The following is a 20,439-nucleotide window of genomic DNA, read 5'->3' as shown; positions in this document are numbered from 1 at the left end:
ACGGCTTACCGCTTACGAGGCCGTTACGCCATGACCGATAAAGAAGTAAAGGCGCCAAAGATCGAATTCCCAGTGACGGACTATCCCGTCAAGGTGATCAGCGATACCGGTGTAGGCAACAAAGACAAGATCATCGATATCGTGCGTAAACACGCGATGATCAACGATAACCGGGTGGACGAACGTTCCAGCACCAACGGTAAATACACCACGATCCAGTTGCACATCGTTGCGACTGATCAAGACCAGCTCTACAACATCAACAGTGAACTGCGGGCCACCGGCTTCGTGCACATGGTGCTGTGATGTCACAGGTCCTGGGCTTTCGCGAGCTCGGCCAGATGGCCTACGAGCCTGTCTGGCACGCCATGCAGCGGTTCACCAACGAGCGCGGCACCTCGACACCCGATGAGGTCTGGCTGGTGGAACACCCGCCGGTGTTCACCCAGGGCCAGGCCGGCAAGGCCGAGCATTTGCTGCTGCCGGGAGATATTCCGGTGGTGCAGGTCGACCGAGGTGGCCAAGTGACTTACCATGGCCCCGGTCAACTGGTCGCTTATCTCTTGCTGGATGTGCGCAAGCTGGGATTTGGCGTGCGCGATCTGGTCAGCCGTATAGAGGCTTGCCTGATCGAGCTGCTGGCCAGTTATGGCGTGACCGCTGCGGCCAAGCCTGATGCTCCTGGCGTGTATGTGGAGGGCGCGAAAATCGCCTCCCTGGGGCTGCGCATTCGTCACGGATGTTCCTTTCATGGCCTGGCCTTGAACGTGGACATGGACCTGGCGCCGTTCCGGCGGATCAACCCGTGCGGCTACGCCGGGTTGGCGATGACCCAGTTGAGCGAACACGCCACACCGATTAAATTTGCCGAGGTAAGTGCCCGGCTGCGCGCGCAGCTCGTCAAACACCTCGACTATGCTGAGCAGACGACCCTTACGGGCGGAATCGACTGATTATGACTACTGATGCAGTGCAAACCATGATCCCGACGCTGGACGTCACCGAACGTCCGGCCCCGGCCCCGCGTGCCAAGGTGGAAGCCGGCGTCAAGCTGCGCGGCGCCGAGAAGGTTGCACGCATCCCGGTGAAGATCATTCCGACTACCGAACTGCCGAAGAAACCCGACTGGATCCGCGTGCGCATCCCGGTTTCGCCGGAAGTCGACCGTATCAAGGCCCTGCTGCGCAAACACAAGCTGCACAGCGTGTGCGAAGAAGCGTCCTGCCCGAACCTGGGTGAGTGCTTCTCTGGCGGCACCGCCACCTTCATGATCATGGGTGACATCTGCACCCGTCGTTGCCCGTTCTGCGACGTCGGCCACGGTCGTCCGAAGCCACTGGACGTCAACGAACCGGAAAGCCTGGCCATCGCCATCGCCGACCTGAAACTCAAATACGTAGTGATCACCTCGGTAGACCGCGACGACCTGCGTGACGGCGGCGCCCAGCACTTTGCCGACTGCATCCGCGAAATCCGCAAGCTGTCGCCGAACGTGATGCTCGAAACCCTGGTTCCGGACTACCGTGGCCGGATGGACGTGGCGCTGGAAATCACCGCCGCCGAGCCGCCGGATGTGTTCAACCACAACCTGGAAACCGTGCCACGCCTGTACAAGGCTGCGCGTCCGGGTTCGGACTACCAGTGGTCGCTGACCCTGCTGCAGAAATTCAAGCAGATGATGCCGCACATCCCGACCAAGTCCGGCCTGATGCTGGGCCTGGGCGAAACCGACGAAGAAGTCATCGAAGTCATGAAGCGCATGCGCGAACACGACATCGACATGCTGACCCTGGGCCAGTACCTGCAACCGTCGCGCAGCCACTTGCCGGTACAACGTTTCGTGCACCCGGACGTCTTCGCCTGGTTCGCCGAGGAAGGCTACAAGATGGGCTTCAAGAACGTCGCCTCCGGCCCGTTGGTTCGTTCTTCGTACCACGCTGATGAGCAGGCCAAGCTGGTCAAGGCAAGCCTGGTCTCGTAATACAGATGTGGGAGGGGGCTTACCCCCGATTGCGGTGTGTCAGTCGCTACCTGTGCTGGCTGATCCACCGCTATCGGGGGCAAACCCCCTCCCACATTTTTTTGCGCGTTAACTAGGGAGAGTTGTGTATGACTGCAGCCGTTCCAGCCCTTCGTTCCGAAGGCACCATCGCCCTGATCGCCCCCGCCGGCCCCGCCGCATTGGACGTTGAAAAGGCCGGGCAATGGATGCGCACGCGCGGCTACGACCTGCGAATTTTCCCCGGCGTCTATGAGCGCGACGGCTACCTCTCCGGTAGCGATAAAGTCCGCCTCAACGATCTGCACGCCGCCTTCGCCAATCCCGATATCGATGCCATCTTCTGCCTGCGCGGCGGCTATGGCACGCCACGATTGCTGGACGCGCTCGAATTCGACCTGATCCGCGCCAACCCCAAGCCGTTTGTAGGCTATAGCGACATCACCGCCCTGCATCTGGCGATCAACCGTTACGCTGGCTTCGTGACCTTCCACGGCCCGATGCTCAATGCCGACCTGCTCGGTAACAAGCAGCCACCGACCGAGTCCTCCCTGTTCAGCCTGCTGCGTGGCCAGCTCGGCGCTGGCAGCGTGCTTGCACACCCAGTGGCCTTCCCGCTGACCACCATCGAGCCTGGCATCGCCTGTGGGCGCTTGCTGGGGGGCAACCTGTCGATGATCGCGGCGGTGATGGGCACGCCTTTCGAGCTGGACGCTGAAGGCATCATCCTGTTTATCGAGGACGTCAACGAACCGATCTACCGTATCGACCGCTTACTCACGCACCTGCGCCTGGCGGGCAAGCTGGCCCTGGTCGCCGGTGTGCTGGTCGGGGATGTGGCGGGGGTGGATAACGCTGCGCTGGAGCGCTTGCTGACGCAGACCTTCGAACCTTTGGGCATTCCAGTATTGTCCGGCTGGCGCAGCGGGCATTGCGATCCGAACCTGACGCTGCCGATAGGCGCATTGGTGCGGCTGGATGCGGGGGAACAGCAGGTGGTGTTGGAGCAGGATGTGGTGTTCAAAACCTGAATCTGTGGGTGGCTGCTCAACCGCAATCGGGGGCAAGCACCCTCCCACACTTGAATGTATTCACAAATCAAAATGTGGGAGGGGGCTTGCCCTAATGCCAGTCAGTTAAGGACGAACACCGTACCTGTGGCGAGGGAGCTTGCTCCCGCTGGGCCGCGAAGCGGCCCCAAAAATGGGACTGCTGCGCAGTCCAACGGGAGCAAGCTCCCTCGCCACAGGTTACTTTTTGCCCTTTTATCTCTTAACTGACCGGCATTAGGGCTTGCCCCCGATTGCTTTAGTCGCCATACGCAGATCTAGCGGTTTTGCAGGGACTCCAGCAGCTTCACGGTCGGATACCCGTCCGCCGGCCAGCCCAGCGCCTGCTGCGCCGCACGAATCGCCTTGCGGGTGTTGGCGCCGATGATCCCATCCGGGTTGCCCGCGTCGTAGCCATTGGCATTCAACGCCGTCTGCAAATCCATACGCTGGGAGCGACTCAGCGGCAGCTCATCTTTTGGCCATTCGCCACGAATCACGCCACCGCCCCCAAACCGTTCCGACAGCAGGCCAACCGCCAGCGCATAGGACGACGAGTTGTTGTACTTGAGGATCGCGCGGAAGTTATCCAGCACCAGAAACGCCGGGCCGCGATAGCCCGCAGGCAGCAGCAGGGCGGCGGAGAGCTGGTCGACATTGGCCGGCATGCTTGCGCCCGGCGGTAACTGGACCCCCAGTTTCAGCCACTCGGCGACGGTCTTGCGGGTGCCGCCATCGGCCAAGGCGTAATCGAAGTTCGCCGGCAGTTGTTTGAGCTCGAACCCCCACGGCTGGCCTTTCTGCCAACCGGAGCTTTGCAGGTAGTGCGCGGTGGAGGCGAGGGCGTCGGCCGGGCTGTTCCAAATATCGCGGCGACCGTCGCCATCGAAGTCCACGGCATGGGTGTTGTAGGTGGTCGGGATGAATTGGGTCTGGCCCATGGCGCCGGCCCAGGAGCCTTTCATCTGGTCGGCCTGGATATCGCCGTGCTGGATGATCTGCAGGGCCGCCAGCAATTGCGCCTGGGCAAAGGCCGGGCGCCGGCCTTCGTAGGCCAGGGTCGCCAGGGAGCGGATTACCGAGTTGTTGCCCTGGAACTGGCCGAAGTTACTCTCCATGCCCCACACCGAGACGAGCGCCTGGCGGTCGACGCCATAGCGTTGTTCGATACTTTGCAGGATATCGGCGTACTTGATCAGCAGCGCCTGGCCATTGCGCACGCGCAGTGGCGACAGAGCGCCGTCGATGTATTCCCACACCGGGCGGGAAAACTCCGGCTGGCTCCGGTCGGCACGGATCACCGCCATGTCCGGGGTGACATTGGCGAACGCATTGTCGAACACGGCGGCGGTAATGCCGGCCTGCAGGGCTTGTGCGCGGAAGCCGGCCTGCCATTCGGCGAAGGTCTGGGTCGGTTGGATGTCGAGGTTATCCACGGCCAGCGGGGCCACGACAGCGGGCGCTATCACGGGTGCGGTCTGGAGTTTGGGCAGGGGTTGAGCGTCGGCGGCGGTGGGTTTTTCCGCGCAGGCGACAAGCAGAATGAGGCTGGAGGCAGCGATCAATTGGCGAAGGTGCCAATGACGGGAAAGACGAGAGGGCATGCACAGGTCCAGGGATTACAAATCAGACACAGACCTTATCATGCCGGAGGGGCGCTTGCCTTCAGGCAGCCAGAAAGTAAGAAGCCTCCCAGCTATTAGACTGGAAGGCTTCGCGGCGGTAGCTGCCTTTGCCCTTGCCGGCGCGTTCCTGACGGGCTCGGAACAGTGGCTGGGCGATGATGGATTTGGCCTTGTTGGGGCCATGCTTGGATGGCTTTTTGCTCATGGTCTTGACTCTCTTGGGGGAGGGAAGCGGTGCAAATAATCTGCCGAAGTTCGGTCGCTGTAAAGCCCATCAATTGTAAGCGCAATCAAAAGCGTGGGAGGGGCTTGCCGCCTCCCATATTGGTTTTGCAGTTTTTTTAAAAGAGGGGCTATTCGGCGGGAAGTGTCAGGCGTTGGCCGGCCATCAACAGCGACAAGCGACTGAGGCTCATCCAGGGCGAACCGGCTGCCTGGCCTTTGATCTGCGCATCAATGCGCTGCGCCTCAAGCAACAGCTGCGCCCAGCGTTGCGCTGTGTGCCGTTGCAGGGCCTTGCTCATCAAGGGTTTGCGCTTGTCCCACACTGGCGGCCGGGCCTGGCTGAAACACTTGTCCAGCGGCGTGCCCTGGCTGTATTGCAGGGCAATATTGGCCAAGACCCGCAGCTCACGGGCCAGGGCCCAGAGAATCACCGGCGGCTCCACCCCTTCGCCGCGCAGACCTTCGAGCATGCGCAAGGCGTGGGCGGGTTCGCCGTTGAGGATTGCATCCACCAGTCCAAACACGTCAAAACGCGCGCTGTCTGCCACGGCACCTTGAACGGTCTCGACAGTGATCTGTCCGTCTTCGGCCATCAGCTTGAGTTTTTCGATCTCCTGGGCGGCGGCAAGCAAGTTGCCTTCGACCCGAGCGGCGATCAACTCTACGGCGTCTTGCGTTGCAGACAACCCTGATTGAGACAGGCGCTGGCGAATCCACTGTGGCAACTGATTGCTGTCCACCGGCCAGATCTGGATGAACTGGGTCTGAGCCCCTTCTACCAGGGCCTTGCCCCATTTGGTCTTCTGCGCACTGCCGTCGAGTTTGGGCAGGCTGATCAGCAAGACCGTGTCCTCAGCGGGCCGCGAGCAGTATTCCATCAACGCCGCAGCGCCTTTGTCGCCGGGCTTGCCCGAGGGCAGGCGCAGTTCCAGCAGGCGTTTTTCGGCGAACAGCGACATGCTCGCACCGGCTTGCAGCAGCGTGCCCCAGTCAAAGCTGGCGTCGGCACTGAAGACCTGGCGTTCATCAAAGCCCTGCTGGCGCGCGGCGGTACGGATGGCGTCGGCAGCTTCCTGGCACAGCAACGGGTCATCACCGCTGACGATGTAGACAGGCGCAAGGCTACCTTGCAGGTGTTTGGCGAGTTGGGCGGGGGCGAGTTTCATAGGCAGGTAGAGCGGGGCGCCTGGGGCGCCCCGTCCGGCTTACTCGGCAGGCACTTCAACAGGCGACTGTTTCGGCGTGTTGTCTTCGTACTCTTTTGCGGCTTTAAGTGCGTCGGCGTCCGCCTTGGCCTTGTTGTCAGCGGCTTGCTGCAAGGTTTCCAGCTGTTGCGGGGTCAGCATCGACAGGCGCAGGACCATGCGTTGCACCAGATCCCGACGCATTTCCTGGCGCACCTGGGTGATTTCGGCGTCCGAACCTACCAGGTTGTTGCCGTCGTGGCTGACGATTTTCTGCACCTGGATGTTGTCACCCATCAATGGCAGGTGATCACGGCCCTGGACTTCAAAGCTCAGTACGGTGCTCAGTTCGATATCGGACGCACGGCCGGCGCTGGCGTAGCTCAGGTTGCGCTGGGTTTCTTTCTCGTTCGCCAGGAACAGCTTGTAGGTTGCGCCGGTGTATACGTGTACGCCGTTGTTTTCCAGGACCTGGCGCAGCTGGGTCACGGTTTCGCTGTAAGCGTCGCGTGCGCTGACATCCAGTTCCTTGATCGTCAGTTCATTGGTTCCGGTGCCGCGCAGCTGGAAGCCGCAAGCGCTCAGTAGCACGGCAAGGCCCATAACCAGCAGATTGCGTTTGATCATTTTGTTGCTCCCCTTGAAACCATGTGGGCCTTATCGAGGCCCTGAAGGCTTTGTTCGGCGCAGGGCTCAAGCCCTGCGCCCGATCCGATTAGCTAGCGACGATATTGACCAGTTTGCCAGGCACCACGATCACTTTGCGGATCGTCAGGCCTTCGGTAAAGCGCAGCACGTTCTCGTTGACGCGTGCGGCGGCTTCGACTTCTTCACGGCTGGCAGTGGCCGGCATGTCGATCTGGCCACGCAGTTTGCCGTTGACCTGGATCACCAGTTGCAGCGTGTCCTGTACCAGCGCGCTGTCATCCTGCACCGGCCAGCGCGCATCGATGACAGCGTCGCTGTGGCCCAGACGGCTCCACAGGTCGTGGCTGATGTGCGGGGTGATCGGCGCGAGCAGCAGGGTGACTGTTTCCAGGCCTTCCTGTACCAGGGCGCGGTCCTGTTCGGTCACTTGCGGGGCTTTTTCCAGCACGTTCATCAGCGTCATCACCTGGGCGATGGCGGTGTTGAACTTGTGGTTCTGGCCCACATCCTGGCTGGCTTGCTTGATGGCCAGGTGAGTGCTGCGGCGGATGAGTTTCTGCTCGTCGCTCAAGGATGCCACGTCCAGCTTGCCCGGCAGGCCTTGGCTGACATGGGCGTGAGCCAGGCGCCAGACACGCTTGAGGAAGCGGTGCGAGCCTTCGACGCCGGAGTCGGACCATTCGGCGCTCATGTCAGGCGGCGAGGCGAACATCATGAACAAACGGCAGGTGTCGGCGCCGAACTGGTCGATCATCGACTGTGGGTCGACGCCGTTGTTCTTCGACTTGGCCATTTTCTCGGTACCGCCGATTTCCACCGGCAGGCCGTCGGCGATCAGCTTGGCGCTGATGACCTTGGCTTTGCTGTCACGCTCAAGCTCGACGTCAGCCGGGTTAAACCAGGTGTAGGCGCCATTGGCTTCGCGGCGATAGTAAGTCTCGGCGATCACCATGCCCTGGGTCAGCAGGTTCTTGAACGGCTCGTTGGAACTCACCAGGCCTTCGTCGCGCATCAGCTTGTGGAAGAAGCGCGCGTACAACAGGTGGAGAATGGCGTGTTCGATACCGCCAATGTACTGATCCACCGGCAACCAGTGGTCGGCTGCGGATTTTTCCACCAGGCCGCCCTCGTAGTGAGGCGAGGCGTAGCGGGCGTAGTACCACGAGGACTCGACGAAGGTGTCCATGGTGTCGGTTTCACGCTTGGCCTGGGCGCCGCATTTCGGGCAGCTGCACGCGTAGAACTCGGGCATGCGCGCCAGCGGCGAACCGGCGCCATCCGGCACCACGTCTTCGGGCAGTACGACCGGCAGTTGGTCTTCCGGTACCGGCACGTCACCGCAGGTATCGCAGTGGATGATCGGGATCGGGCAGCCCCAGTAACGCTGGCGGCTGATGCCCCAGTCGCGCAGGCGGAACTGGGTGCGCGAGGCGCCGAGGTTCTTCTTGATCAGTGCGACTTCGATGGCGTCGAAGGCGCCCTGGAAGTCCAGGCCGTCGAATTCACCGGAATTGATCAGTGTGCCGTGTTCGTTGTAAGCGTCCTGCCAAGGCGTCGGGGTGGTGTCACCGGCGCTGGTACGCACGACGGGCTTGATCGGCAGGTTGTATTTGACGGCGAACTCGAAATCGCGCTCGTCGTGGGCCGGCACAGCCATTACCGCGCCGTCGCCGTAATGCATCAGCACATAGTTGGCGACCCACACCGGCAGTTTTTCGCCGGTCAGCGGGTGCTCGACGAACAGCGAGGTCGGCAGGCCTTTTTTCTCTTGGGTGGCGACGTCGGCTTCGGCCACGCTGCCGCCTTTGCATTCGGCGATGAACGCCTGCAGTTCAGGATTGTTCTGTGCGGCCAGGGTAGCCAGCGGGTGTTCGGCGGCCACGGCGACGTAAGTCGCTCCCATTAAAGTGTCCGGACGGGTGGTGAAGACTTTGAGCGCGCCCGCTTCGCCGATGGAATCGACGTTGTACGGGAACTGCACTTCCATGCCCTTGGACTTGCCGATCCAGTTGCGCTGCATGGTCTTGACCTGTTCAGGCCAGCCCGGCAGATCGTCGAGGCTCGACAGGAGCTCATCCGCGTAGGCGGTGATCTTGAAGTAGTACATCGGGATCTGGCGCTTCTCGATCACCGCGCCGGAACGCCAGCCGCGACCGTCGATGACTTGTTCGTTGGCCAGCACGGTCTGGTCGATCGGGTCCCAGTTCACGGTACCGTTCTTGCGGTAGATCACGCCTTTTTCGAACAGGCGAGTGAACAGCCATTGTTCCCAGCGGTAGTAATCCGGCTTGCAGGTGGTCACTTCGCGGGACCAGTCCACCGCCAGGCCCAGGCTGCGCAGCTGGGTCTTCATGTAGGCGATGTTTTCGTAGGTCCACTTGGCGGGAGCCACGTTGTTTTTCATCGCGGCGTTTTCTGCCGGCATGCCGAAGGCGTCCCAACCCATGGGTTGCAGAACGTTTTTGCCGAGCATGCGCTGGTAGCGGGAAATCACGTCGCCGATGGTGTAGTTGCGCACATGCCCCATGTGTAGCTTGCCGCTGGGGTAAGGGAACATCGACAGGCAGTAGAAAGTTTCCTTGCCCGGCTGTTCACTGACTTCAAAGGACTTTTGCTCGTCCCAGAAGGTTTGGGCGGCATTTTCTATTTCACGGGGCTGATATTGTTCGTGCATGGCTACTTTTGAACTGGATAGGGGTGGCCTAATCCTCTTCGGTGCAACGTTCAGGTTGTTCGACACCAAAAAGCGGCGCGTCCGTGCCCAAACCCTGCGGGAAGTGGAGTTACAGGAAGCGCCGTAGCATACATGACCCCACTCTATCGAGGGAAACCCTGATTGCGCAGCCGAGGCCGTCTGTCGCGGCGCCGGGCAGGCGTAGCTACGGGGGCTACGCTGTTTATTGGGGAGCAAGTCTTTCTTCAATGAGGTGAGGGGATGGTTGAATCGCAGCGAATCGCAACGAAACCGGAAGTCTACGAAGGACTGATCGACCGATTGGGTCGTGCATTGGATGCAGCGAGAACAGCGGGCCGATTGCGTGATGAACGGCCTGTCGAGTTGGAACTGCGCGGGTTGAGCCGTGCAGAGCTGGAACTGATCAAGGCTTATCTGGAACGCAACAAGCGCAGTGCGCCCCCTTGGGTGGCAACTCCGCCAGCCCAGGAGCCTACGCACTCTGCCAAGGTGGTGTGGCTCAAGGACTTGCCGGCCGGTCGTGGCCCGGAAACATTCCGGTCCGCCCGCTACAAGTAGTTCACTCCCCGCAGAACCACACCACTGCGCTATGTCACTGTAGAGATTGTCGCTAAACCCCGTTACACCTTAGGCTTCGGGCATCTATGGAGATGCCCGATGCCTATTCGTTATTTCATCAAACAACTGCTCCTGCCTCCCGGCATTCTTTTGCTGCTGCTAGCCCTTGCCTGGTGGTTTCGTCGCAGCCGTCCACGTTTGGCCGGATGTTGCTTCGCCTTGGGCTTGGGCGGCATGTGGTTGATCAGCCTGCCGGTGGCGGTGGAGTGGGGCGCGCGCGCTCTGGAAACCTCACCGCCCTTGGCTCGTGAAGACTGGTCGACGTTGGCCCAGCGCGCCGATGCCATCGTGGTACTGGGCTCGGGGCGTGAGCGCGGGGACCCCGCATGGGGCACTGACCAGCCTACCGGTATCGGCCTGGAGCGCCAGCGGTATGCCGCCCGATTGGCCAAGGCGTCCGGCCTGCCGGTGCTCATCACCGGTGGATTGCACTACGGCACGCCGCCCAGCGAAGCTGAGCTGATGGCGGTGTCGATGCAGGATGATTTCGGCGTGACGGTACGCTGGAAGGAAGAGCGCAGCCGCACCACCTGGGAGAATGCGCAAATGAGTGCCGAGATTCTACTGCCCGAGGGGATCAAGCGCGTGGTCGTGGTGACACAGGCCTGGCACATGCCGCGTTCAGTGTGGAGTTTTGAAAAGGCCGGTTTTACCGTGGTGCCGGCGCCCGTGGGCTTCCTTGGCGTGGACAACGCCCGGCCACTGGGCGGCTGGATGCCGGAGTTCAAGTCGGTGTGGCAAAGCGGGCAGTTGATCAATGAAGCGGTGGGGCAGGTGGGGTATCGGCTGTTCTATCAATAACACCATAAGTCAAAAATGTGGGAGGGGGCTTGCCCCCTCCCACATTTGTTTCGGTGTTGGTCTGTTAGACGGTTTTCGACATGCGGGCCGCGAGCAACGCCCAACCAAACAGCATCAGGCACACGATGATCAGCGGCCACGAGCGCCATTGCAGGTACGGCGTGAGGTTATGCATCGGCACCACTTCCCCGTAGAGAATGCCGCGTTCGAATTGCGGGATCTGCACGGTGATCTGGCCATACGGATTAATCAGCCCGGTCACGCCATTGTTGGTGGCGCGGATCATCCAGCGCCCCGCTTCCAGCGCGCGCATCTGCGCCATTTGCAGGTGCTGCAACGGGCCGATGGAGCGGCCAAACCAGGTGTCATTGCTGATGGTCAGCAGCAGATCGCTCTGGGCCGACAGGCCGGCGGCAAATTCCGGGTACACCACTTCGTAGCAAATAAACGGCGCTATCTGATAGCCCTTGGCCTGCAACATCGCCTGGTCGGCGGGGCCGCGAGCGAAGTCCGACATCGGCAGGTCGAAGAAGGCAATCAGTCCGCGCAGCACGTCTTGCAGCGGAACGTACTCGCCAAAGGGCACGAGCTTCTGCTTGAGGTAAGTCCCATCACCTTCGCCCACCACGGTAATCCCGTTGAAGTAGCGCTTCTGGTGGTGCACTTCCTGGCGAATCGGTACGCCGGTGATCAGCGCGGTGTGCCGGTCGGCCGCGAACTTACCCATCATGCCCAGGTAACCCTCGACGGATTCCTTGAGCACCGGCACCGCCGTTTCCGGCCACACCAGTAAATCGACGGGCTTTGAGCTGAAACTCATGTCACGGTACAGCGCCAACTGCGCGGTGAGCTGCTCCGGATCCCATTTCATGCTTTGTTCGATGTTGCCCTGGATGGCGGCCACGGTCAGCGGCGCGCCGGACGGAGCCGTCCAGGCGTGATGCTTGAGCGCCAGTCCGATGGCCCAGGGGGCGACCAGCAACACCAGCCCTGCGCCGATAAAGGCATTGCGCTTGCCCGCCAACAGGCGCGGCAGGTTGCACAACAGGGCTGCAGTCAGCGCAAGCGCGAAGGAAATCAGCCACATCCCGCCGATGGGCGCCAGGCCTGTCAGGGGGCCATCGAGCTGGCTGTAACCGGAGTACAGCCACGGGAAACCGGTGAGGAACCATCCGCGAAAGGCTTCCTGGCCGACCCACACTGCGGCAAACGTGAGCGCGTCCGCCAACGGCGCTTCATTGCGGCGCAGCCAGCGCGCCCACAGCCAGGCGGGCAGGGCGAAGAACCAGGCAATGGCGGCGGTGAACAGCAGCATCAAGAACCCCGCCAGCAGCACCGAAGCGCCGCCGAAGTGGTGGATGCTGTAGTAAATCCAGCTGGTCCCCGCGCCGAACAGACCGAAACCGAAACACCAGCCACGGCCCAGGGCCTGGCGGGGTGTCAGTTCCCGCAGGCCGATATAAAACACTGCGACTGCGACCAGTGCAAACGGCCACAGATCGAACGGCGCCAGCGCCAGGGTGGTGATGGCGCCGGCCACCACGGCCAGCAAGTTACCGGGCCAGCCGGGTGCGATCAAACGGCGCATGTCAGTCCTTAGCGGGCAATCGGAGTCAGGCGGATCAAGTGGATACGACGGCTGTCCGCATTCAGGATGCGGAAGCGATACGCGCCGATCTCAGTGGTCTCGTTACGTTTTGGCAGGTGGCCAAACGCACTCATCACCAGGCCGCCAACGGTATCGAACTCATCATCGGAGAATTCGCTGTCGAAGAACTCGTTGAAGTTCTCGATCGGTGTCAGGGCCTTGACCAGGAAGTCGCCGCTCGGCAGCGGCTTGATGTAGCTGTCTTCTTCGACGTCGTGCTCGTCTTCGATGTCGCCGACGATCTGTTCCAGCACGTCCTCGATGGTCACCAAGCCAGCCACGCCGCCGTATTCGTCGATCACAATGGCCATGTGGTTGTGGTTGGCGCGAAACTCGCGCAGCAGCACATTCAGGCGCTTGGATTCGGGCACGAAGGTGGCCGGACGCAGCAGGTCCTTGATGTTGAAGCTGTCGCCGTTCTCCTTGAGGATCAGCGGCAGCAGGTCCTTGGCCAGCAGGACGCCCATGACGTCGTCATGGCTTTCACCGATGACCGGGTAGCGCGAGTGCGCCGAGTCGATCACGGCCGGGAGGAATTCCCGTGGGGTCTGGGTCGCCTTGATGCTGATCATCTGCGAGCGCGGGACCATGATGTCCCGGACTTGCAGGTCAGCCACCTGGATGGCGCCTTCGACGATGGCCAGCGCTTCGCTGTCCAGCAACTTGTTCTGGTGGGCCTCGCGCAGCAGCTCCAGCAGCTCCTGGCGGTTTTTCGGCTCGTGGGCAAAAGCCTGGGTCAGTTTACCCAGCCATGACTTTTGCCCGTTGCTCGATCGGTCTTCGCTCATAGCGATTACTCTAAATCCTTTGTTGTGTCAGTTAGGTTTCGTCGTCTGCATACGGATCAGGGTGACCCAATTCGGCAAGCAACGTTTGTTCCAGTGTTTCCATTTCCTCGGCTTCGTCATCGTCTATATGGTCGTAACCCAAGAGATGCAAGCAGCCGTGGATGACTAGATGAGCCCAGTGGGCTTCAAGTTCCTTGCTTTGTTCCTTCGCCTCGCGCTCAACCACCTCGACGCAGATCACCAGATCGCCCAGCAACGGGATATCCAGCAGCTCGTCGGGGACGTCGGCGGGGAAGGACAGCACGTTGGTCGCGTAGTCTTTCTGGCGCCATGTGTGGTTCAGTTCGCGGCCTTCGGGCTCGTCCACCAGACGGATGGTCAGTTCCGAGTCGGCAGTGCGCTGGCGCAGGGCCAGCTCGCACCATTGGCGGAACTGCTCTTCGCGGGGGGCAGGCGCGTCGGTGGCCAGTTGCAGGTCAAGCTCAAGCATCGCGGCGAACGTCCTTTGACAGTCCATCGTCGCGGTGTTCAAAGCGCTCGTAGGCTTCGACAATGCGCTGCACCAACGGGTGGCGTACCACGTCCTTGGGCATGAAGTGCGTGAAGCTGATGCCCGGCACGTCCTTGAGTACCTCGATCACCTGGCCCAGGCCGGACTTGGTGCCCTTGGGCAGGTCGACCTGGGTGATGTCGCCGGTGATTACGGCGGTAGAGCCGAAACCGATACGGGTGAGGAACATCTTCATCTGCTCGACGGTGGTGTTCTGGCTTTCGTCGAGGATGATGAAACTGTTGTTCAAGGTGCGACCGCGCATGTAGGCCAGCGGGGCGATCTCGATCACCTGGCGCTCGATCAGCTTGGCCACGTATTCAAAACCAAGCATCTCGTACAGCGCGTCATACAGCGGGCGCAGGTACGGATCGATCTTCTGGGCCAGGTCGCCGGGCAGGAAGCCGAGTTTTTCACCCGCTTCAACCGCCGGGCGCACCAGCAGGATGCGGCGCACTTGCTCGCGCTCCAGGGCGTCGACCGCACAGGCCACGGCCAGGTAGGTCTTGCCGGTGCCGGCCGGGCCGATGCCGAAGTTGATGTCGTTGCCGAGGATTTCCTTGACGTACTTCTGCTGATTCAGGCCGCGTGGGCGAATCATGCCTTTTTTGGTACGCAAGGCCACGCTGGCTTCGGCCACAGGGTTGTTGGCCAGGTCTTCTACAGCGGACTCTTGCAAGTACAGGTGCACCGTTTCCGGTGACAGTTCACTGCCCTTGGTCTCGCGATAGAGGCGACGCAGCAGGTTTTCTGCAGACGTGGTGTGTTGGGGTTCACCAATAAGCTCGAACTGATTGCCGCGATTGCGGATTTCGATGCTCAGGCGTTGTTCGATCAGGCGCAGGTGCTCGTCGAACTGTCCGCACAGATTGGCGAAACGGCGAGCCTCAAATGGCTCAAGGATAAAACGATGGGGTTCTACTATGGGTGCGTTCAAGGTCGCTTTTAGCCGCCCTTTGGCAATTGAGGTGAAAGAGAGAATAACGCCAGTGACCTGTGTGCGAAAGCACTTACGTTATCGGAATGTGCACGTTTCAAATGTGGGAGGGGGCTTGCCCCCCGATGGCGGAGTGTCAGAAACAGGTGGGCCATCTGATCCGCTGCCATCGGGGGCCAACCCCCTCCCACATTTTGATCTCCAATGATCTGAAAATTATTGGATCAGCGAGCCACGCAACGAGTGCGGTTGCGCCGCATCGATGTGCACATCGGCAAACTGGCCGATCAGGGTCGGGTTGTCGCAACGGAAGTTGACGATTCGGTTGTTCTCGGTACGGCCTTGCAGCTCGCCCGGGTCTTTCTTCGAATAGTCGGTGACCAGAATGCGCTGGGTCGAGCCGACCATTTGTCGGCTGATTTCGAAACCCTGCTGATTCAGGCGGTGCTGCAGCGCGTTCAAGCGTTCTTTTTTCAGCGCTTCCGGGGTTTCGTCCACGAGGTCAGCTGCCGGTGTGCCGGGGCGCTGGCTGTAGACGAACGAGTAGGAAAAGTCGAAACCAACGTCTTCAATCAGCTTCATGGTCTGCTGGAAGTCTTTTTCGGTCTCACCGGGGAAACCCACGATAAAGTCCGAGCTGATGCAGATGCCCGGCACCGCTGCGCGCAATTTGCGCAGTTTGGATTTGTACTCCAGGGCGGTGTGGTTGCGCTTCATGGCCGACAGGATGCGGTCCGAGCCCGACTGCACCGGCAAGTGCAGGTGTTTGACCAGCTCCGGCACGTCGGCGTGGGCCTGGATCAGGCTGTCGGAGAATTCCAGCGGGTGCGAGGTGGTGTAGCGGATGCGCTCGATACCGTCCACAGCCGCCACCACGCGGATCAACTCCGCCAGGTCCGCGAGGCGGCCGTCTTCGGTCAGGCCGCGATAGCCGTTGACGTTCTGGCCCAGCAGGGTCACTTCGCGTACGCCGTTTTCGGCCAGGTGGATGATTTCCGCCAGCACGTCGTCGAATGGCCGGCTGACTTCTTCACCGCGGGTGTAGGGCACCACGCAGAAGGTGCAGTACTTGCTGCAGCCTTCCATCACCGACACGTAGGCGCTTGGGCCGTCGATACGCGGCTCGGGCAAGTGGTCGAATTTTTCAATTTCCGGGAACGAGACGTCTACCTGAGGCAGCTTGGTGACACGGGCGGCGTCGATCATTTCCGGCAAGCGGTGCAGGGTTTGCGGGCCGAAGACCACATCGACATAGGGCGCGCGGTCGCGAATCGCGGCGCCTTCCTGGCTGGCCACGCAACCGCCGACGGCGATGACCATGTCCGGGTTGGCCAGTTTCAATTCACGCCAGCGGCCCAGCTGCGAGTACACGCGGTCCTGGGCCCGTTCGCGGATCGAGCAGGTATTGAGCAGGATTACGTCGGCATCTTCGGCGCGGGCGGTGACTTCCAGGGCCTGGTGTTCGCCCAGCAGATCGACCATGCGCGAGCTGTCGTACTCGTTCATCTGGCAACCGTGGGTTTCGATATAAAGCTTCTTGGCCATGGGAATCGTCAACTGGTGGTAAAGAACCGCGCATTATAGGGGGCATGCCCATTGGTTCCTAGCGTTGTGCATCGGGTGCCATGCTATAGTTCGCGCCCTCTTTTATATCCCCGATGTGTTGCTCGCCCACCATGACCAAACGTGAAGCTCCAATCTACAAGGTGATTTTTCTTAACCAGGGCCAGGTGTTCGAAATGTACGCCAAGCAGATCTATCAAAGTGATCTGTGGGGTTTTCTGGAAGTGGAAGAGTTCGTCTTTGGCGAGCGCACCCAATTGGTCGTCGACCCGGGCGAAGAAAAGCTCAAGGCTCAGTTCGAAGGCGTGGTGCGCAGTTTTGTGCCGATGCATTCGATCGTGCGCATCGATGAAGTCGAGCGCCTGGGCACGCCCAAGATCAGCGAGGCGCGGGGCGTGAGCAATGTGATGCCATTTCCGATGCCGATGCCTGAAAAGTAAGGCGGCTGTCAGGGCAGGGGGGAGAAGGGCGAGCGCCCATCGGCACTCTGCAATTCCTGAAGATAGTTGCGGAAAATCTGGCCCAGCACCTGGGTGGCCACTTCCAGCTCATCGCGTTGCATGTGCTCGGCGACTTCGTCGGCGGTGTCCAGCGCGTCTTCGGCGCCGTTGACCGCGGCCATTTTCAGCACGATATACGCCTGAACGTTATTGGCCGGCACGCCTTCGCCTTTGAAGAACATGGTGCCGAGCTGAAATTGTGCCTGGGCGTGGCCCTGCAACGAAGCTTTCTCGAAGTAGCTCAAGGCTTTGTTGAGGTCGCGTGCCGGGTTTTTACTGTCGTGGAAGTACTCGCCCAACTCGTATTGCGCCTGCGCATCCCCGTCGTCGGCCTGTTTCTGGCACGCGCTCAGGGATTCGGCCTGGCTGTCTGGCTGGGTATTGAGGGTGCAACGACCCATCGCTGGAATTAACAACGAGTTGCCGCCTGCCTGGGCATGTGCCAGCAGCGGCTGAAGGAGCAACAGGCAGCCCAGTACCAGGGTGCGGCCGGTGCGTTTCATGGGAATCGACTTACCTCTGACGGGGCGCGCGGACCCTCACGGGATCCAATAAGCGCGCATTATGAAATAAGCAGGCCTCTGCTTACAAAGTCTTTACTCGTTTTTCTGCTGCTTGGGCAAGTTATCTGCCGGATTGCAGGTAAATTCTCGAAAAAATAAGGAAAGCTCTGTCAGAAAAGTAGCAAATCTGACGCCACCTATGGCGACGCCAGATTTTTGCGACCGTTTATTTCAGGGCAGCGAATGCGCGCTCGGCGGCGTCCAGGGTCAGTTGCAACTCGGTTTCGCCATGGGCAATCGACGTGAAACCCGCTTCAAAGGCACTCGGGGCGAGGTAGACCCCGCCTTCCAGCATCAGGTGGAAGAAGCGCTTGAACAGATCGGCGTCGCTGCCCATCACGTCATCAAAGGTGACGATATCGTCGGCACCGCTGAAATACAGGCCGAACATGCCGCCCGCCTGCGTGGTGACAAATGGGATACCGGCCGCGTCGGCACGCTGTTGCAGGCCATCCAGCAGACGCGTGGTGTAGTCGGTCAACTCGGCGTGGAAGCCGGGACGACTGATCAACCGCAGGGTAGTCAGGCCAGCGGCCATGGCCAACGGGTTACCGGACAACGTGCCAGCCTGGTACACCGGGCCCAGTGGTGCGATGTGTTGCATGATTTCGCGCTTGCCGCCAAAACAGCCCACTGGCATGCCGCCGCCGATGATCTTGCCGAAGGTGCTCAGGTCCGGCGTCACGCCGTAGTGCGCCTGGGCACCGCCGAGGGCGACGCGAAAGCCAGTCATCACTTCGTCGAAAATCAGCACCACGCCATGCTTGTCACACTGCTCGCGCAGGCCTTCGAGGAAGCCCGGCGCCGGCGGTACGCAGTTCATGTTGCCGGCCACGGGCTCGACGATGATGCACGCCACGTCCTGGCCAACTTCGCTGAGCATCTGCTCGACGGCAGCAATGTCGTTGAACGGCAGCGTCAGGGTGTGCTTGGCAAATGCCGCCGGCACACCGGCCGAGCTTGGCACGCCCTGGGTCAGCAGGCCGGAGCCGGCTTTGACCAGCAGGCTGTCGGAGTGGCCGTGGTAGCAGCCTTCGAACTTGATGATGCTGTCGCGGCCGGTGAAACCACGGGCCAGGCGAATCGCGCTCATGGTGGCTTCGGTGCCGGAGCTGACCATGCGCACCATCTCCATCGACGGCACGATTGAGCACACCAGGTCCGCCATCTCGGTTTCCATGGCGGTTGGGGCGCCGTAGGACAACCCGTGCTCCAGCTGTTTACGCACCGCATCCAGCACGTCCGGGTGGCTGTGGCCCAGGATCATCGGGCCCCAGGAGCCCACGTAATCCACATAACGCTTGTCGTCTTCGTCGGTGACGTAGGCGCCTTCTGCATGCTTGAAGAACAACGGCGTGCCGCCCACGCTCTTGAACGCACGCACGGGGGAGTTCACACCGCCGGGGATGTGTTTCTGGGCATTGGCAAACAGGGTTTCGGAACGAGACATGGTGAGGGCTCTCTGAATTCAGGATGTGATTAAAGCGTTGAAGGCGCGGGCGCGGCGCGTAACTTCCTGGGTGCTGTCGGCGCCGAACAAACCGTGGACCACGGCCAGCAGATCGGCACCATGGGCCACCAGGGGCTCGGCGTTCTCCAGGGTGACACCGCCGATCACGCAGATCGGCAGGTGCAGGCGCTTGCGGGCCTCGGCCAGCATTTCAACGGTGGCGGCAGGTGCGCCGGGCTTGGTAGTGGAATTGAAGAAGCGACCGAAGGCGACGTAACTGGCGCCTTCCTTCGCGGCCTGTTCGGCCAGTTCGATCTGGCTGTGACAGGTGGCGCCGATGATGGCTCTGGAACCGAGCAGCGCACGGGCTGGCGTCAGTGGGCCGTCGGTCTGGCCCAGATGCACGCCGACGCCCAGGCGCGCGGCCAATTCGGCGTCATCGTTGATGATCAGTTGGGTCTTGTAGCGCGAGCACAGCTCCCGCAGCTTTTCGGCTTCGCGCAGGCGCCGAGCTTCGTCGCTGCTTTTGTCGCGGTACTGCAACAGGGTCACGCCACCGTCCAATGCCGCTTCTACATAGGCGAGGAATTTGCCGGCCAGCAGTTGGCTGTCGGTGATGGCGTAAAGGCCACGTAGTTTCATCGGGCAGGCCTCTTGCTTCTAAGAGCAGAAAGTTACGAACAGAAATCCAGCGGCAAACGGCGCGGTACAAACTGACCCTGGCCGAGCTGTTCGGCGTCACGCAGGGTACGCCACGTGTAGTTGAGCGCCGATTGCACCGCGCTCACCAGCCCTTCGCCCTGAGCGATCCGCCCGGCCAGGGCGCTGGCCAGGGTGCAGCCCGAACCGTGATAACTGCCGGGCAGGCGTTGGCAGGTAAAGGTCTGCTGGGTGCCGTCGCGGCTGTAGAGGCGATTGTGCACTTCATGCTCGTCGCCATGGCCGCCTGTGATCAACAGGTGCTTGATAAACGGCAGCAGCTTTTCGGCGCACTCGTCCGCCGTGCCTTCGGGCAACTGCGCAAGGATGCGCGCTTCGGGCAGGTTGGGCGTGGCAATCAGCGACAACGGCAACAGCCGCTCGCGCATGGCGTAGCCGACTTCGTCCTTGCCCAGGCTGCCGCCGCCGCCGGCACGCAGCACCGGGTCGCACACCACTGGCAGGTGCGGGTGCGCCTGCAGCAGTTCGACCACAGTGTCGACCATCGCGGTGGAGCCGAGCATACCCAGTTTGACCGCCGCCACTTCGGAATCGCCAAGCACCGCATTGGCCTGTGCCAGCACCCACTCGCGGTCGAGCACGCGGAAGTCGCTGACATTGACGGTGTTCTGCACGGTCAGGGCGGTGACGGCCGGAGCCGCATGGCACCCCTGGGCGAGCAGGGCTTCGATATCTGCCTGCAAGCCGGCGCCACCACTGGGATCATGGCCGGAGAGACAGAGGACAACAGGGCGAGAGCTGTAGATATTCATGGTGCGCGAGCTTACCACCAAACGCTTTTGGCGTGGCCGTCGGGCGATGGTTGAATTTTGTCCAAAGTGCGACGCTTTTTTGGCGCTTTTCTCTCCGCAAAAGTGCGCTGAAACGCTTGTTCTA

Annotated in this window: 21 protein-coding genes; 7 read left to right on the top strand and 14 right to left on the bottom strand. The window is 61.2% G+C overall.

Features of this window, described 5'->3' with window-relative positions:
- Positions 1-30 precede the first annotated feature (30 nt).
- The 4 genes from AB3G88_RS24825 (at position 31) to AB3G88_RS24810 (ending at position 3,030) form a co-directional block, all read left to right on the top strand.
- The gene (locus tag AB3G88_RS24825) at positions 31-306 is read left to right on the top strand and encodes a DUF493 domain-containing protein (RefSeq protein ID WP_480452090.1); all 276 of its coding nucleotides are present in this window, start codon (positions 31-33) and stop codon (positions 304-306) included.
- The gene (lipB, locus tag AB3G88_RS24820) at positions 306-953 is read left to right on the top strand and encodes a lipoyl(octanoyl) transferase LipB (protein ID WP_480452088.1); all 648 of its coding nucleotides are present in this window, start codon (positions 306-308) and stop codon (positions 951-953) included. Before AB3G88_RS24825 ends, lipB begins: the two co-directional genes overlap by 1 nt.
- A gap of 26 nt (positions 954-979) precedes the next feature.
- Positions 980-1,981: a lipoyl synthase gene (lipA, locus tag AB3G88_RS24815; RefSeq protein ID WP_160385010.1), complete on the top strand. Its 1,002-nt coding sequence runs from the start codon at positions 980-982 to the stop codon at positions 1,979-1,981.
- A gap of 128 nt (positions 1,982-2,109) precedes the next feature.
- Complete coding sequence (locus AB3G88_RS24810) at positions 2,110-3,030, top strand: S66 peptidase family protein (RefSeq protein WP_480452086.1); 921 nt, start codon at positions 2,110-2,112, stop codon at positions 3,028-3,030.
- 296 nt (positions 3,031-3,326) lie between these two features.
- Here the strand turns inward: AB3G88_RS24810 and AB3G88_RS24805 are convergent, their stop codons facing one another.
- The 5 genes from AB3G88_RS24805 to leuS form a co-directional block, all read right to left on the bottom strand.
- On the bottom strand, positions 3,327-4,652 hold the full coding sequence (locus AB3G88_RS24805; RefSeq protein WP_250925315.1) for a lytic murein transglycosylase: 1,326 nt from the start codon (positions 4,650-4,652) through the stop codon (positions 3,327-3,329).
- Positions 4,653-4,713: 61 nt separating this feature from the next.
- Positions 4,714-4,878 (bottom strand): alternative ribosome rescue factor ArfA, encoded by a 165-nt coding sequence (arfA, locus tag AB3G88_RS24800; RefSeq protein WP_099584677.1) that lies wholly within the window; start codon positions 4,876-4,878, stop codon positions 4,714-4,716.
- 148 nt (positions 4,879-5,026) lie between these two features.
- On the bottom strand, positions 5,027-6,064 hold the full coding sequence (holA, locus tag AB3G88_RS24795) for a DNA polymerase III subunit delta (protein ID WP_099584678.1): 1,038 nt from the start codon (positions 6,062-6,064) through the stop codon (positions 5,027-5,029).
- Between the two features lie 39 nt (positions 6,065-6,103).
- Positions 6,104-6,709 carry an LPS-assembly lipoprotein LptE gene (locus tag AB3G88_RS24790; RefSeq protein ID WP_099584679.1) on the bottom strand — a complete coding sequence of 202 codons (606 nt, stop codon included), beginning with the start codon at positions 6,707-6,709 and terminating at the stop codon, positions 6,104-6,106.
- A gap of 88 nt (positions 6,710-6,797) precedes the next feature.
- Positions 6,798-9,404, bottom strand: a complete 2,607-nt coding sequence (leuS, locus tag AB3G88_RS24785) for a leucine--tRNA ligase (RefSeq protein WP_400527412.1) — start codon at positions 9,402-9,404, stop codon at positions 6,798-6,800.
- Between the two features lie 261 nt (positions 9,405-9,665).
- On the opposite strand from leuS, the gene AB3G88_RS24780 reads away from it, so the two are divergent.
- Positions 9,666-9,983 (top strand): hypothetical protein, encoded by a 318-nt coding sequence (locus AB3G88_RS24780; RefSeq protein WP_099584681.1) that lies wholly within the window; start codon positions 9,666-9,668, stop codon positions 9,981-9,983.
- Between the two features lie 99 nt (positions 9,984-10,082).
- Entirely contained in the window at positions 10,083-10,844 is a 762-nt protein-coding gene (locus AB3G88_RS24775; protein WP_480452081.1) for a YdcF family protein, read from the top strand.
- A gap of 64 nt (positions 10,845-10,908) precedes the next feature.
- Here the strand turns inward: AB3G88_RS24775 and lnt are convergent, their stop codons facing one another.
- From lnt to miaB, 5 genes are all read right to left on the bottom strand, one after another.
- Positions 10,909-12,432, bottom strand: coding sequence for an apolipoprotein N-acyltransferase (lnt, locus tag AB3G88_RS24770; RefSeq protein ID WP_480452079.1), 1,524 nt, complete (start codon positions 12,430-12,432; stop codon positions 10,909-10,911).
- An 8-nt stretch (positions 12,433-12,440) separates the two neighbouring features.
- Positions 12,441-13,280: a CorC family transporter gene (locus tag AB3G88_RS24765; RefSeq protein WP_005791724.1), complete on the bottom strand. Its 840-nt coding sequence runs from the start codon at positions 13,278-13,280 to the stop codon at positions 12,441-12,443.
- A gap of 31 nt (positions 13,281-13,311) precedes the next feature.
- Positions 13,312-13,770, bottom strand: coding sequence for an rRNA maturation RNase YbeY (ybeY, locus tag AB3G88_RS24760; RefSeq protein ID WP_480452077.1), 459 nt, complete (start codon positions 13,768-13,770; stop codon positions 13,312-13,314).
- Positions 13,763-14,767: a PhoH family protein gene (locus AB3G88_RS24755; protein WP_069673128.1), complete on the bottom strand. Its 1,005-nt coding sequence runs from the start codon at positions 14,765-14,767 to the stop codon at positions 13,763-13,765. The genes ybeY and AB3G88_RS24755 overlap by 8 nt, the downstream gene beginning before the upstream one ends.
- A 216-nt stretch (positions 14,768-14,983) precedes the next feature.
- Positions 14,984-16,312, bottom strand: a complete 1,329-nt coding sequence (gene miaB, locus AB3G88_RS24750; RefSeq protein ID WP_191959242.1) for a tRNA (N6-isopentenyl adenosine(37)-C2)-methylthiotransferase MiaB — start codon at positions 16,310-16,312, stop codon at positions 14,984-14,986.
- Between the two features lie 131 nt (positions 16,313-16,443).
- Here miaB and AB3G88_RS24745 point away from each other — a divergent pair, with 131 nt between their 5' ends.
- Positions 16,444-16,770 carry a DUF1820 family protein gene (locus AB3G88_RS24745; protein ID WP_003236992.1) on the top strand — a complete coding sequence of 109 codons (327 nt, stop codon included), beginning with the start codon at positions 16,444-16,446 and terminating at the stop codon, positions 16,768-16,770.
- A gap of 8 nt (positions 16,771-16,778) precedes the next feature.
- Here AB3G88_RS24745 and AB3G88_RS24740 read toward each other — a convergent pair whose 3' ends face one another.
- The 4 genes from AB3G88_RS24740 to AB3G88_RS24725 form a co-directional block, all read right to left on the bottom strand.
- The gene (locus tag AB3G88_RS24740; protein ID WP_099584686.1) at positions 16,779-17,333 is read right to left on the bottom strand and encodes a tetratricopeptide repeat protein; all 555 of its coding nucleotides are present in this window, start codon (positions 17,331-17,333) and stop codon (positions 16,779-16,781) included.
- A gap of 226 nt (positions 17,334-17,559) precedes the next feature.
- Complete coding sequence (gene hemL / locus AB3G88_RS24735) at positions 17,560-18,843, bottom strand: glutamate-1-semialdehyde 2,1-aminomutase (RefSeq protein WP_191947566.1); 1,284 nt, start codon at positions 18,841-18,843, stop codon at positions 17,560-17,562.
- Between the two features lie 18 nt (positions 18,844-18,861).
- The gene (gene thiE / locus AB3G88_RS24730) at positions 18,862-19,485 is read right to left on the bottom strand and encodes a thiamine phosphate synthase (RefSeq protein WP_099584688.1); all 624 of its coding nucleotides are present in this window, start codon (positions 19,483-19,485) and stop codon (positions 18,862-18,864) included.
- A gap of 32 nt (positions 19,486-19,517) precedes the next feature.
- Positions 19,518-20,315, bottom strand: coding sequence for a hydroxymethylpyrimidine/phosphomethylpyrimidine kinase (locus AB3G88_RS24725; RefSeq protein WP_112196836.1), 798 nt, complete (start codon positions 20,313-20,315; stop codon positions 19,518-19,520).
- Positions 20,316-20,439 lie beyond the last annotated feature (124 nt).

The organism is Pseudomonas arvensis (assembly GCF_056688935.1).
Note: the sequence above shows the minus strand (reverse complement) of the source record. Positions and strands in the feature narration are given on the sequence as shown.